The sequence below is a fragment of the Bacteroides sp. MSB163 genome, from assembly GCF_036416795.1.
GTDB classification, from domain to species: domain Bacteria; phylum Bacteroidota; class Bacteroidia; order Bacteroidales; family Bacteroidaceae; genus Bacteroides; species Bacteroides maternus.
Window position 1 is genome coordinate 5048863 of sequence record NZ_CP143867.1, and the last position, 13265, is coordinate 5062127.

Consider the following 13265-nt stretch of genomic DNA (forward strand, 5'->3'; position numbering starts at 1 on the left):
ATGAGTGAAACGAAAATCATATTAGATGCCTGTTGCGGTAGCCGAATGTTTTGGTTCGACAAAGAAAACCCTTTGGCCTTGTTTGCTGACATTAGAGATGAAGAGTATACTCTTTGTGATGGTCGAAGCCTAAAAATCCATCCGGACATTGTATCTGATTTTACCGATATACCATTTTTGGAAGAATCTTTTAAACTGGTGGTGTTCGATCCTCCCCATCTTTTAAAAGCTGGTAAAGATAGCTGGTTGGCCAAGAAGTACGGAAAGCTTCCGGATGATTGGCCAAGGGTAATAAAGAAAGGTGTCGATGAATGCTTTCGAGTTTTAGAAGACTACGGAGTTCTGATTTTCAAATGGAACGAAGATCAGATAACAGTCAGGGAAGTATTAGAGGCCATCGAACGGCAGCCATTGTTTGGTCATACTACTGGAAGACATGGCAAGACCATGTGGATGTGCTTTATGAAAATTCCCAAAGAGATACAATCATGACGCATGGTAGTTTATTCAGTGGTATCGATGGATTCGAGTTAGGTGCACAAATGAATAATATTCCCACCTTGTGGAATTGTGAGATAGAAGATTTTCAAAGAACCATCTTAAAACAAGTATTTCCAGATACAAAGCAATATGAAGACATCAAAGAATTATCAAAACCTGAATACGTCGATATTATTAGCGGGGGCTTCCCCTGCCAAGATATCAGCATTGCCGGAAAAGGAGAAGGTATCACCGGTAGCCGTTCCGGGTTATGGAATGAGATGTTCCGAATTATACGGGAAGTTAGACCCAAGTACGTGCTCATTGAAAACAGCCCAATGCTGCTTATTCGAGGATTCGAACGAGTCTTATGCGACTTTTCCCAAATCGGGTATAATGCAGAATGGAAGTGTATTCAGAATAAAGTATTCGGGTTTCCACATAATAGAGAGCGGCTCTACTGTATCGCTTATGACTCCCACCAAATCGGACGGGAAAAGATACACTATGAAGGTACAATCTTTAATCCGGAAAGTCGGTCATTCGAAATTCAAGGAGGGAAATTTAGCAGAATGTCTGGCAGCTCGTTTTGGAGTGAAGATTACTCCGAGTTTTTGCGAATGGATAATGGGATTTCCTATAATGTACACCGTCTTGAAGCAATAGGAAATGCAGTTAATCCAATTGTGGCGGGGTATCTATTCAACTGCATTAAAGAATTTGATAATCAATTAACGTAAAACAAGATAGAAAGGAATCAAATGAGAACCCCAATCACATACTACGGAGGCAAGCAGCAGATGGCAGCTAAAATAATTTCTATGATGCCGGCACATAAGATTTATTGCGAACCGTTCTTTGGTGGAGGTGCTGTTTTCTTCCAAAAGCCTAAAAGTTATCTTGAGGTAATAAACGACAAGAATGATAGATTGATAACTTTCTACCGGCAGGCGCAAGAACATTTTGACGAATTGCGCTGCCTGGTAGAGAATACTCTTCATTCGGAAACAGAATACCTAAAGGCAAAGGATTTCTATAACGGTCGAGTTCCGGCCGGAGAACTTGAAATCGCTTGGTCTGTGTGGATGATAACGAACGGTTCTTTTTCTGGAAGCATGCACGGAGGCTGGAAATGGTGTAACGGTTCGGCAGGAAGCCATACCGGAGTATTTATGCGGAACAAGCGTACGGAGTTTAACGAAACCCTCCGTTCACGCCTGGCCGAAGTACAGATTTCCTGCAGGGATGCACTGGAGGTAATAAGGCAAAGAGATACGCCAGAAACATTTTTCTATCTCGATCCACCTTATCCCGGATGTACTCAAGGTCATTACCGTGGATATACTCATGAAGAATTGTTTCAACTGCTCACCCTCCTGCAGGGCATTAAAGGAAAGTTCGTCTTATCTAATTTTTGGTGCCAGACACTCCGGTACTTTGTTGCCGTGAATAAATGGCACGTTGAAAAGATAGATATGCCTCTCAAAGTCGCTAATTTAACAAAGGCGAAACGTAAGACAGAGATTTTAATAAGTAACTACGAGCTGAGCCCGATGTTGTTTGGCTAATAACCTATCAGATATGAACACTTTTAAAAGTAAAGCAAGATGCCTTAAATGTGGCTGTACTAATCTTGTTTTAATGGAAATAAGTATTGCGTCTACAACTTTTGCTCAATCGATTGAATATGTGGATAAAGATTTATCTTACAATGAAGTCGGAAATGTAATTAGACTGAATACCAATGTAATCATTGTTGGATTTTTTAAAATGTGATTCAAATAATAGACATGCTGGAACACCCAGAAATATTTTAATCAAAACTAAACATAAGAATGATATAGTATTTGAGAAAAAGACGATTTTCTTCTTTCTCTTATATCAATCACTGACTGGCTAATCAAGAACAATCACCTTAATAAAGAGGATTTATTGTGAACAAGTAATAGAATTTAAAATTAATTTTTCTATAGATCTAATTTATTCATTTTTTATTTTTATTTTTGGAGACCTTATAATATTATCAGAATATTAAATTATATACTCGTTGAACTAAGGAATACACATTAGAAATAAATAAAAAGAAGATGGAATTAGACAATGTTATTAAAGATTATATTAATTCGAAAAATGCAGATTACGCTATAATGATTAATGGTGTTTGGGGTGCTGGTAAGTCATATTACTGGAAAGTAAAATTAGAACCATTAATAAGAGAACAAATATATAAAGATACAAGAGAGGAAAAAATTTGTTATGAACCATTACACATAAGTTTATTTGGGATTACCAATCTTGAGGAGTTAATATTGAAAATATTTGCTGAAGTAAATCCTATTCTTAATAGTAAGGCATCAAAAATAGGAGGGCTTTTATTTAATAAAGCATTAAGCTTTTTCAATATTAGTGAGATAGATGGTAAAGATATCAAGACTTTGCTTTCTCCATTTAATATATCGCCTAGATATATATTCTGTTTTGATGATTTGGAACGGTTAGATTCTTCTTTATTGTTGGATGTTCTTGGATTTGTTAATTCTCTAATTGAGAATGACTTGTTTAAGGTTATATTAATTTGTAACGAGAGCGAACTTGACAAGAACTGTAAAGGCTATAAGAGCTGTAAAGAAAAGATCATTAGATATACTCATTATTTTGAACCTAATATCCCTGCTATATTAGAAAGTATGATTTCTCCAATAAAGGAAACATATCGAAGTTTTTTAAAGCAAAAAATGGTCTATATTGGTGAAATGTATGCAAAAGGGTTATGTAATAACTTACGGACTCTAAAGTTTAATATAGATGTTTTTGAGAAAGTATATGATCAAATATATAACCAAAATGATTTGGATTATAAGGAACAAATTTTAGATTATTTCTTTTATTTGTCTATACTATATTCTATTGAATATAAAAATGGAATCAGTAACGAGCAACTAATGCAGTTGAAGAGCTTAACTGAAGATATAACTTGGAATATTGATTTGGATGGAGATGAGTACCCTTCATTTGATAAACCTAAAGTGAAACAAATGGTAGAAAATGATGAAGATTATTGGAATAATGTTAAAGAAAAATACACAGGTGACAACTGTGTAAAATTTGGTTCAAGTGCAGGACTACTCCATTATATATCAACTGGGTATTATAATAAGGATTTAATAAATGAAGATATTCAAAATATCATTCAGAGAATGAAAAAGGAAGAAGTTACCCAAGAACAGACTTATATGCAAAGCTTGATGGCTTTTTGGGATATTGAGGATGCACAAATAAATACTACTGTAAATGAAATAATACACAAAATACCTGAAGGTGTGTTTCAATTAAGTGCCTATCCTGCTTTTTTCGCAACTTTAACTACTTTGCAGAAAAACCATTTCATTGATTATAAAATGACTAGTGAAAAACTTTGCTCTTTATTTTTAGATGGGATTAAAAAAAGTGAGCTCAATGCAAGTTATCTTAAAGGAATGGATCATTTATTTTTTACTTATGACAGGAGCGATCCTTATTATCCCCAAATTGAAAATCGAGTTTTGGAAATCAATAACAAACTAGGGTATAAAGAAGTACTTAAAAAGTTTGAAGGTATATTATTAAGAATGAATCATTGCGAAGATTTATGGGATATTGTAGGTTATTCTTATCCTCTTTTGGCTAATATTAGCGCCAGTGATTTTTTAGAGTCATTCATTAAATGTAGCAATAAAGAAAAAAGAAAAATTGTTTCCTTTTTACAAGAACGATATGAAAAAGGAAAAATAGGACTTGAAACAATTAGAAGTGAGAGTTTGTTTTTTATTAAAATGAGATCCTTATTACTCAGATATAATAATAACTCTCCACAAGTTGGTGCTAGTTATAAGTATATGATATATATGCAGAAAATGGTGAATAGTACTTTAAATAGAATTAAAACCAAATACATTAAAAGAAAGCGGAAGACTTTGATGATAGGTAACGATGGATATGAATTCTATCTTGCATTAGGTGTACCTTCTATTAAATGAGTTTATATTTAGAACAAAGAGAAACAATATTTAGGTAAATTATATAGTAGATTGCATGCGTGTAAGAAGTTATCTTACACGTTTTTTTTGTATAAACATAACAATAGTAAATATGAAATTAAAATTATTGATTGGCTTAATGGCTTAGCTGGATTGAGAAAGAAAAGTATCTCTTGTTGAAATTGTAAGTTAAATAAATAAGCCTCCAAAGCTCTCTATAGACAAAAAGTATTTTGCTTCAATAAACACTCTCACAGACAATCGGTATTATATCCTATTTGACCGTCGAGTAATTTACATTGAATGATTTAACGCATAACCCCTACCAAAATGAGCTATTAGTAATCATGGAAAGGGAGTATACAAGTGAGTTTTATCAGACAATACGTATAAAGTCTATTAATATTTTGGTCACATATTGTAAGATTATCCTTAGTTCTATCCACTTAACAACAGAGCTATTAAACTCCTATCATTTTTCTAAATGTCATTTCTATTTCATTCATTATTATGGGTAATTTTTCATTACATCTTTTGTCAGATTTCTACTCTTTTCTAAGTACCGTTTAACATGTATATTATTTTAAAAATCCCGAATTTCAGCCTTACAATTCTCAAAGTCTTGGGCTTTACCTATATATTCTCCTATGAAGTCTTCGATCCATTTACACAAATGGGCTGGAAGATATATTCGATTAGGGTAATAAAAACCGCTCAAGTCTGCTAGTATTTCATTTAAATCATTCAACCTTTTTTCCTCCTCGTTTTTCCAACTATCACCATTAACCAAATGTCCCCGTTGAGTAAAAACACTAATTGCATGTGAAAAACGAATTATTTTTTCATACAACTCTGTAATAACTTTACCTTATTGTTCGTACACTTTAGTAAATCGAAACTGAGCTTTAGCTATCTTATAATTAGTAAATATATTAAAAATCTGTGTTATAATAGAAGTAGCTATCAAAATAATTATTGCATATATAAGGCCTATCTCTTTTAAAGAATATTCTACTATTTTATCCATACTTTTTTGGTTTCAAAAATACGTATAAAAAGAATAATGGACAATGTAAACAACACCTTTATTATTTTTAGAAGAAATGTTTCCCTAAAAAACAATCAAAGTTGTAAATCATCAACTGCATATTCACTTGAACTATATAACTTTACAAAAAAAATGGAAACTATAAAAATTCCCTTTACCGGCATTAATCGAAGCATTGATGAAGGTGTATCAACTGACGGCCAATGCATGGAACTTATCAATGCACGAATCAAAAACAGTTCAGTAGAACCAATAGGAAAGCCTGTTTTTATCCATGAGCTTGCAAATGCAGAAAAGGTGTTCTACCATACACTCGCTAAAAAAATACTTGTTCTGGAAACAGATGGGAGAATACAGGCTCTCAATGAAGATTACTCTCACTTTGAGTGGTTATCATCCGATCTAACTGGTAAAGTCAATGATATTGCCTTTCTGGGAAATATAGCATGCTTCATTACGGATACTCAGATACTATACGAGATATTTGAGAACAACGTTGATGGATACAAATACGTTAGTTCCATCCCTGAAGTACCACAAATTAAAATCTCGCAAATGTCTAAGGTCACAAGTATCTGCCCAGATTCTAAATTTCTTGGTGGTAGAAAATCTGATGGATTCACCAGCGAAGAGTTTATGCGTACTGCTGATTATAATGCTGTTGGATATTTAGACAATTGCATTGATACACTAAACAAAGAAGAATATATTGTTGGTCCTTGCCTTCTTAAATATGCGTTTAGAACATCTTCCGGAGAATATATAAAGGAGTCTCCCATCTTCCTGGTAGAGCACGGAACCCAGATAGATTATACCTTTGACTTTAAAGGAGGGGGTAGAGACTCATATAGTAAAAAAGTATCATTTTGCCAAATAAATCCTTTCTTCTATTATGATAACGAGCCTAATAACGCCACATTAAAGGATTACACTTATGAATTTGGCGCAATGGGCACCAAAATAGACTTCTCTTTCGATGATTTTGATTTATCTTATCTAACCCCTCTTATAATTTCCATTGATGTGTTTATTTCTCCAATAGACTGGTTCGAAAAAAAAGAGAGTAAATACGGAAGCATAACCTACAATCAATATCAAAGAACCAACAACGAAACAGAACAGATACTGAAAGCCTATCGTTTTTATAAAGTTGCAGAATTTTCATTGAAAGGTAAACAGACCTGGAGACTTGATGAATGGTCAAAAGACAATATCTCTATTCAAGAGCAATTGATAACATCCGAAACAAAACACTCTTTTTCTGCCCAAACAAACTATGTATATAATTCAAGATTGCATTTGGCTAACATCAACTACTCCTATTTTAAAGGATATATGTACGGGTATGAGAGCCAGACCCAAGAATCGAATACGGAATATACTCTAACGATTTGTACCGCCATTAGCACAGAACAAGGGGAAACCATTGTCAAAAACACGATATCATCAAAACAGTTAATAATTCCATTTCTTACATATCCTGATTCAAGGGCACATACCATGAGTCTGTTTATAACACCTAAATCAAGCAGCGGAGCGACCGGGGAAACTCTCAAAAAAGTATTTTCACTCCAGAAACACCCCTATCTCGATATCGCCTACTATTGCCAGCCAGCTCAAAGATGGGGGAAAATACCTGGTGATAGAAGCAGTTATGGTTTAATACTTTCTTCCTATTACATATCTATTGATCAGAAACTCGAATCTGATAAACCCGCAGAAGAGAACACACATTATACAGCGCGTAACGTACTCAAAGTATCAGCCTTAAATAGTCCAATGGTATTTCCAGCATCACAGACTTATCAACCAACAAATACAGAAATAGTGGGCCTATGCTCCAATACCACAGCTTTATCACAAGGGCAATTTGGACAACACCCATTGTATGTATTTGCCACAGATGGAGTATATGCAATGTCAGTAGGAACAGGCAATCTAGTCTATTCAACACAAACGCCAATAACACGCGATGTCTGCATAAATCCCAAATCTATTAAAGGCATAGATCAAGCTGTTATCTTTGCTTCCAAGCGTGGACTTATGATGATAGCTGGAAATACTGCAAAATCAATATCTGATGATATGATCGGATATCTCCCATCCTGTGTTACTTCTTCCCCTATCATCTCTAAGATAGCAGCTATAGGATCATTTTCTTTATCATTAGTAGAGTTTACTCAATATCTTGAAAAAGCAGAAGTAGGTTACAACTATCCGGAGAATGAGCTAATCATAGCAAATAAAAACTATCCTTATGCCTACTTATTTAATATGGAGTCAAGAACATGGTCTAAGATATCTTGTTGTATTAAGAACTTCACCAATAAATATCCCGAATGCTATGCTTTGATAGATAGTGAATCAGTAACTCCTGGTATTTACGATATGCAAAATAGTCATAGAAGTATATCAAATATACTCTTATTGACTAAACCTATAAAGATGGGGAGCAATGCTCACAAACGCATTATACAGACCGCGTTAAGAGGAATGATTAAGGGCGCAATGTCAGACTTGTATTTACGTGGTGAACCAGTAATGTTTAGAGGTGAAAGCCTTAATATATTCTCTGATATTGGGTTGTACATTTTAGGTTCCAATGATGCTGAACACTTCACCCTTATATCAGGTAAAGAAAGTATTGTTGATATCCGCGATCTTGTTACCAAAATGAATAAATCCAAAGCATTCAAGTTCTTCATGGTAGCCTTGGCCGGCGGTGTCAGAACCGACGTGTCATTAAACTACATGGAATTTGTTGCATCCGAAGCCTTTGAGAATAGACTAAGATAAAAAAGGAGAGGTATACCCTCTCCTATCCATTATATTCCACCCAAATCAGTTGCTCGTCTCCTGACTATTCCACTTATCATTCCGATAAACTTCACCACATCCCACATTAATTTTTCATTCCTCTGTTCTGGAACCGGAACAAGTTCCGGCTTTACAGTCAAAAGCCATTCATAATGTACGTAATTAACAATGTAATCCCCAATAGCCTTCTTCAATAACTCCATGATCTTATCAGCATGTGGAGGAATCCTTTCATAAGGTATCAAATTAATGCTGATTTTCTCACTATCAATCTGCCATTCAAAACATTTTACCCGCTTAATAAGACGGCCACTAATATTATTTAAGGCCGTTTCTACAGGTGAACGAAGCATATCATAATCATCTGAAGAAGTTTGGATGCTGGAAAAATCAACATCCTTTTTCTTCAAAGATTCTCCCTGATAGTAAGTACGAACATCTACTTCAGAGAAGATGGCACTTAACTGTATTTCAATATTCAGCGAATCCATTAGGTGGTAGGTTCAGATGAAGTACGTTTAGGCTTGTCTCTTTGTGCCCCAAGCAACCTTAATTCTTCTTCTATTTCACCGAGCCGATTATCAAAACGAGGTGCTTCATCAGGCTTAATAAGATTGAGCCACTTAGCCAAAGTGTAATAGGAAAGATAACTCAGCATGTTATCTTTGATAGTTTCTTTTTGGGTTTCCATGAAGTTAGATACAGCATTGGTGGTGAAAATGATTTTAGTTTTATTTTCATCCCATGAGTATGATGTTTTCCCAAGAACACGGCTCAGAATATTTCCTAATTTCGTTCCACCTTCTTGAGCTAGATCCTTTAACACAGTGTCGTCATCGTCATTAGCCTGAAGCTTTGCTGCCAGTTCTGCTAACTTAGGATCTGTTTTTAGAGCTTCGCCTAAATAGTAAGAATGCTCTTTCATTTGTTCGAAGAGACTTTTAGCTGTCAGTTCGAGAGTTATAACTTTACTTCCTTCCATAAAAATAGATATTTAATTATTAATTGCGTTTTGGTCTTTCTCGTTCTAAAAGATACTTTTTGATTGCGATAGCTTGTTCATCACATATCGTTCCGTAATAGGTTACCTCTTCTTTCGATGTCAGGTTGAACCATTGCATACAAATGTAATTTGAAACGTATTGTTTCAATGACTTCTCTAATGCCATCTTCACAGTCTGCTTCCAACTGGACGGAAGCACAAAGCAAAAAGCTGAAAACTCATTAGTTTCTTCTGATAAATACCCGTATCTGGAGACAATATCAGCAACACTGCTAACAGCTTCCCCAAAGTAACTATTCAGGAGATTTTCATCATCTTCTGAGGAAGATATTTGCTCAACATCCTTACTCTTAGCACCAGTGTATCCAGTTATTTTGTATACTTCCGGCATTATTTCAGCTTTATTTAAAGTTACTTCTATATTCATATCACAAATATATGATGATGAGAATTATTCAAGTTGTTATTTTACAACTATTTCCGTGCTTCTTTAATTTATAAATAGCCCATCCAACGCCACTTATAACAACTAAAGTAATTAAGGCCCAAATCATATTACTTATTTGCTTGGGTAATGTCGTTTCATCTTTCTGTTTCTCCTGTTCCTGCCTTACATTTTCCTGGCTTTGAGAAGACGATGAACTATCAGACTTCAACATTACACTGTCTGCAGCTGATACATTTGTATCCTGTTTAATCTTATTGTTTTCTTCTGTATTCCCCTCAGCCAGCAACGGATGCTTACCTGTATCCGGATTAATAGGTTTAGTGGTATCATACAATCGCCAATTCATTTTCCGACTAGTAGTACTATGTAAGAAGCTGGATATATCTTGCATAGAAGTAAAGCCAAAATCTCTAATCTGCCTGATACTATCTACTTTTTGGGTAGATATCTCTTGCTTCATGGCAAACTTATGACTTCCACACGAATATAGCGACATCATAGCAGACATTATAGCAAGTCCAATAATTCCCCAGACTAGCAATCCGAGGAATTCATGTTTCTGATCTTTAGTTAGTCTCATAATGTAAGCACCTGTTTACGGTTTGCCCCCTTCCGATAGCTCACGTGTACCCATGAGAAATGTTTCTCATCAATCAATTGATCGAAGGGAAGGCCTAGTTCTTGAATCAGACAGAACAACTTCTTATTCTCAGCCGGGCTCCCTCCGGTTATATCTGCCGCCCGTCCAGTCATGTGGTCGCTCGTAGCTGAACCTTTCACGGCTTTATTGAGTGCCGGGCAACGGAAACCACTGTTCACAGTGATTGGCTTACTGTATGCCTCCCGTAATGGGTCCAGTACGTTATCTACTAATGCAGTCATATTGACTACATGTTCCTTCTTACACCGGTTATCAATACCTAATTGATCGGCTGTATCTGATTTACAGAGTTCAGCGATTGTAAAGTACTTCATTTCTTTTCCTCCTTTTATTAATAATCACTTGGTGGCTGCCGATTGGCACATCCACGAACATCACATTTCTTTAGCTCGGCTTCTTTAAGACGCAATTCCAACTCATAATTCTTCTTTATAAGTTCCAGCTTTTCAGCCTTTAGTTTATTGTTCTCAGAATACAGGAAATCTACTTTCCCGTCTCTTGAGGTCATTCTTACATCGGACTTATCAAGTTGTCCGGATAAGTTAGAAATTACATTCAAAAGATTCTGTATCTCGGCCGCATCAGCGGAAGCATCTTCTTTCCGGGCATTCGTTTTTCGATTTACCCAGAAAGTTATAACCCATCGTATAGCTTCGAACCCACCTAATGTTCCGACTATAGCCAACCATTCGTTTAAGCCCATATACTTGACATTTTCAGAATTAATACTACCTTTGTTATCGCATAAGACCGTTAAGGTCTTAGTATTTTGTCGTTATCCCGCCCGGCCAGTGATGGTAGGACGGGATTTTAATTTATTACGATTTTGAATAATGCTTGGTCTGCTCGTTATTCTTGTAAAATGTCAAACCGTTAGAAGGAATCAAATAACAGGAATAATCATCAGAACCTACTTTTTGAGAACAAAAGATTGTTCCACTGTCTATTGAAGTTTCATTATATAACACATTATCTACATATCTACGCAGCCTAAGTCGTGGAAGATAATTAACAATACCATTCCATTCGCTTTCAAAAAAGCTCAAGCTCCCAACTTCTATACCGTCTTGAGTGTACATTTTGAGACTATTAGTAATCGGGTCTATTTCTATACGAGTACCATTCGAGGAAGTGGAAATCTTACCTACTATCTCTATTTCTCCATTTTCTTTAATTCTAAAAGAATCATTGGGGGACTTTATATTCTTGAAGACTCCACTTGTCGCATTTACCTCACCATTGAATTTATACTTCCTGTTTTCAGGATCAAGCTCAAAAATGACTTCATTATCCACCAAAGCGAAGATACCGGATCGTTCAACTCCATCAATTGTAATGCACTTATCCCCCTGGACTATGCCGGTCAAAATCGGTTCCTCGGCTGTTCCGGCATTCTTCCCCGTAAACAGCTTCGGAGATATCATATACTCGCTGCCTATCTGCACTTTATTGGTATCCCATCCTACAAGCCAATCAGGTACATTTGACATAACTTTGGAGATTGAACCCTCAGTGAGCAACACATAATCAGGAATTGACTTTTCATAGGTCTTCACCGCAATACTGTCATATGCCGATGATATGTCGAGGGATATATTTATAAAGTTAAGCGATTCTAAAGGTTGACTGGAAAGTACTTCAACACCTTCCTTTAAATAAGACACACGCCATCTGTCAGGAGCATAATCTTCCTTAGTACTTCCACTAATACGATACAACCTAGCTGTAATAGCATTTCCAGAAACAGGAACACTATGTATGTCACACGGGATATCATTAATCCGGATATTGTTCATATAGAATTCAATCTGCAATAGAACCGCATCCTTTCCGTCTGCACCTTTCAGGTTTTCCTTGACTTCAGGGGAAAGATTATCCCAGCCAAGGATCACATCTCCCATCGTGCACACATACTTTTTCTTGTCTGCATCCCATCGCCACGATATGGCACCCCCTGCAAGATAACCCGACTTGTCACGGTTGAATTGAGCGGAACCGTCACCAAATTCAGCTGATCCGTCAGGATGAATACAATAAACCGTATGTCCGCTGGAATCCGTACCCTTAATCATGCCGTTTTCGCAGTAAAATCCACGAGCACCATCTCCACCGGGAATATCACCGCCAAGACGGGTTTTAACTTTACCAGTCCAGTCCTTACTATCAATGTCGAACATGATATCAATAGCAGGCTGGCCACTCTCATCAGCGTGGATATAGATAGCCGACTGTCGGTTTTTGTCTACCGAATTACCAAACTGTACGATATCGTTCCCAACCTCTGGAGGATTGTTCACATTGCCCTCTTCATCCTTATCGAATTCTGACACCAAAACATGAATTACATCATCCACAACGGACGCAATCTCAACATGGTAGAATGTTTGTTTAGTTCCGGAGTAAGTCTGACATCGCATGAAGTCATGAGCGACAAAGCTCATGGTCTCATCCTCCAAGGTGACGAGGTATTCAGTGCCGTCTTCGGAGAGAGTAACAGTAGCGATCTTACCACATGCCTGAGATATACCCAGAGAACCGATTATCGCCCGCATCTTGCTTACCAGCATCTCGAACACGATAAACTGTTCACGCACCCGGATGGAATCAATTTCAAGCATCCATTTGCCCTTTACATACTCCCAGATTTTCCACCCGTAACCTACAAACCCGGACATGAAGTCTTCTACCGCTTCTGCCACCCATTCACCGGCCGCATTCATCACCTGCCTGCCCGTCTTCTTGGCGGAAGCAAGCATACCAACAACTTTCGCAGTGCTTAATATTGCCATTTT

Annotated in this window: 12 protein-coding genes; 5 read left to right on the top strand and 7 right to left on the bottom strand. The window is 36.4% G+C overall.

Annotated elements, in window-relative coordinates:
• The 5 genes from VYM24_RS19735 to VYM24_RS19755 all read left to right on the top strand — a co-directional run bounded on the left by VYM24_RS19735 (position 1) and on the right by VYM24_RS19755 (position 8340).
• Entirely contained in the window at positions 1 to 492 is a 492-nt protein-coding gene (locus VYM24_RS19735) for a methyltransferase (protein WP_330940719.1), read from the top strand.
• Positions 489 to 1220 carry a DNA cytosine methyltransferase gene (locus VYM24_RS19740; RefSeq protein ID WP_330940720.1) on the top strand — a complete coding sequence of 244 codons (732 nt, stop codon included), beginning with the start codon at positions 489 to 491 and terminating at the stop codon, positions 1218 to 1220. Before VYM24_RS19735 ends, VYM24_RS19740 begins: the two co-directional genes overlap by 4 nt.
• Before the next feature lie 21 nt (positions 1221 to 1241).
• Positions 1242 to 2048, top strand: coding sequence for a DNA adenine methylase (locus VYM24_RS19745; RefSeq protein WP_330940721.1), 807 nt, complete (start codon positions 1242 to 1244; stop codon positions 2046 to 2048).
• 519 nt (positions 2049 to 2567) lie between these two features.
• Positions 2568 to 4496: a P-loop NTPase fold protein gene (locus VYM24_RS19750; protein WP_330940722.1), complete on the top strand. Its 1929-nt coding sequence runs from the start codon at positions 2568 to 2570 to the stop codon at positions 4494 to 4496.
• 1180 nt (positions 4497 to 5676) lie between these two features.
• The gene (locus VYM24_RS19755) at positions 5677 to 8340 is read left to right on the top strand and encodes a hypothetical protein (protein ID WP_330940723.1); all 2664 of its coding nucleotides are present in this window, start codon (positions 5677 to 5679) and stop codon (positions 8338 to 8340) included.
• Between the two features lie 29 nt (positions 8341 to 8369).
• Here VYM24_RS19755 and VYM24_RS19760 read toward each other — a convergent pair whose 3' ends face one another.
• From VYM24_RS19760 to VYM24_RS19790, 7 genes are all read right to left on the bottom strand, one after another.
• Positions 8370 to 8852 carry a hypothetical protein gene (locus tag VYM24_RS19760; RefSeq protein WP_330940724.1) on the bottom strand — a complete coding sequence of 161 codons (483 nt, stop codon included), beginning with the start codon at positions 8850 to 8852 and terminating at the stop codon, positions 8370 to 8372.
• Positions 8852 to 9343, bottom strand: coding sequence for a hypothetical protein (locus VYM24_RS19765; RefSeq protein ID WP_044270417.1), 492 nt, complete (start codon positions 9341 to 9343; stop codon positions 8852 to 8854). The genes VYM24_RS19760 and VYM24_RS19765 overlap by 1 nt, the downstream gene beginning before the upstream one ends.
• A gap of 19 nt (positions 9344 to 9362) precedes the next feature.
• Positions 9363 to 9791 carry a hypothetical protein gene (locus VYM24_RS19770; protein ID WP_330940725.1) on the bottom strand — a complete coding sequence of 143 codons (429 nt, stop codon included), beginning with the start codon at positions 9789 to 9791 and terminating at the stop codon, positions 9363 to 9365.
• Between the two features lie 28 nt (positions 9792 to 9819).
• A complete protein-coding gene (locus VYM24_RS19775; protein ID WP_330940726.1) occupies positions 9820 to 10392 on the bottom strand; it encodes a hypothetical protein in 573 nt (190 codons plus the stop codon).
• A complete protein-coding gene (locus VYM24_RS19780; protein ID WP_330940727.1) occupies positions 10389 to 10787 on the bottom strand; it encodes a D-Ala-D-Ala carboxypeptidase family metallohydrolase in 399 nt (132 codons plus the stop codon). The genes VYM24_RS19775 and VYM24_RS19780 overlap by 4 nt, the downstream gene beginning before the upstream one ends.
• Before the next feature lie 17 nt (positions 10788 to 10804).
• Positions 10805 to 11176 (bottom strand): hypothetical protein, encoded by a 372-nt coding sequence (locus tag VYM24_RS19785; RefSeq protein ID WP_330940728.1) that lies wholly within the window; start codon positions 11174 to 11176, stop codon positions 10805 to 10807.
• A 115-nt stretch (positions 11177 to 11291) separates the two neighbouring features.
• Positions 11292 to 13262, bottom strand: coding sequence for a hypothetical protein (locus tag VYM24_RS19790; RefSeq protein WP_330940729.1), 1971 nt, complete (start codon positions 13260 to 13262; stop codon positions 11292 to 11294).
• Positions 13263 to 13265 lie beyond the last annotated feature (3 nt).

Excerpts from the sequence above, each read along its gene's own strand:
- VYM24_RS19745 (WP_330940721.1), top strand. The coding sequence starts at position 1,242 with ATGAGAACCCCAATCACATACTACGGAGGCAAGCAGCAGATGGCAGCT.
- VYM24_RS19750 (WP_330940722.1), top strand. The coding sequence starts at position 2,568 with ATGGAATTAGACAATGTTATTAAAGATTATATTAATTCGAAAAATGCA.
- VYM24_RS19790 (WP_330940729.1), bottom strand. The coding sequence starts at position 13,262 with ATGGCAATATTAAGCACTGCGAAAGTTGTTGGTATGCTTGCTTCCGCC.
- VYM24_RS19785 (WP_330940728.1), bottom strand. The coding sequence starts at position 11,176 with ATGGGCTTAAACGAATGGTTGGCTATAGTCGGAACATTAGGTGGGTTC.
- VYM24_RS19765 (WP_044270417.1), bottom strand. The coding sequence starts at position 9,343 with ATGGAAGGAAGTAAAGTTATAACTCTCGAACTGACAGCTAAAAGTCTC.
- VYM24_RS19740 (WP_330940720.1), top strand. The coding sequence starts at position 489 with ATGACGCATGGTAGTTTATTCAGTGGTATCGATGGATTCGAGTTAGGT.
- VYM24_RS19770 (WP_330940725.1), bottom strand. The coding sequence starts at position 9,791 with ATGAATATAGAAGTAACTTTAAATAAAGCTGAAATAATGCCGGAAGTA.
- VYM24_RS19775 (WP_330940726.1), bottom strand. The coding sequence starts at position 10,392 with ATGAGACTAACTAAAGATCAGAAACATGAATTCCTCGGATTGCTAGTC.
- VYM24_RS19780 (WP_330940727.1), bottom strand. The coding sequence starts at position 10,787 with ATGAAGTACTTTACAATCGCTGAACTCTGTAAATCAGATACAGCCGAT.
- VYM24_RS19735 (WP_330940719.1), top strand. The coding sequence starts at position 1 with ATGAGTGAAACGAAAATCATATTAGATGCCTGTTGCGGTAGCCGAATG.
- VYM24_RS19755 (WP_330940723.1), top strand. The coding sequence starts at position 5,677 with ATGGAAACTATAAAAATTCCCTTTACCGGCATTAATCGAAGCATTGAT.
- VYM24_RS19760 (WP_330940724.1), bottom strand. The coding sequence starts at position 8,852 with ATGGATTCGCTGAATATTGAAATACAGTTAAGTGCCATCTTCTCTGAA.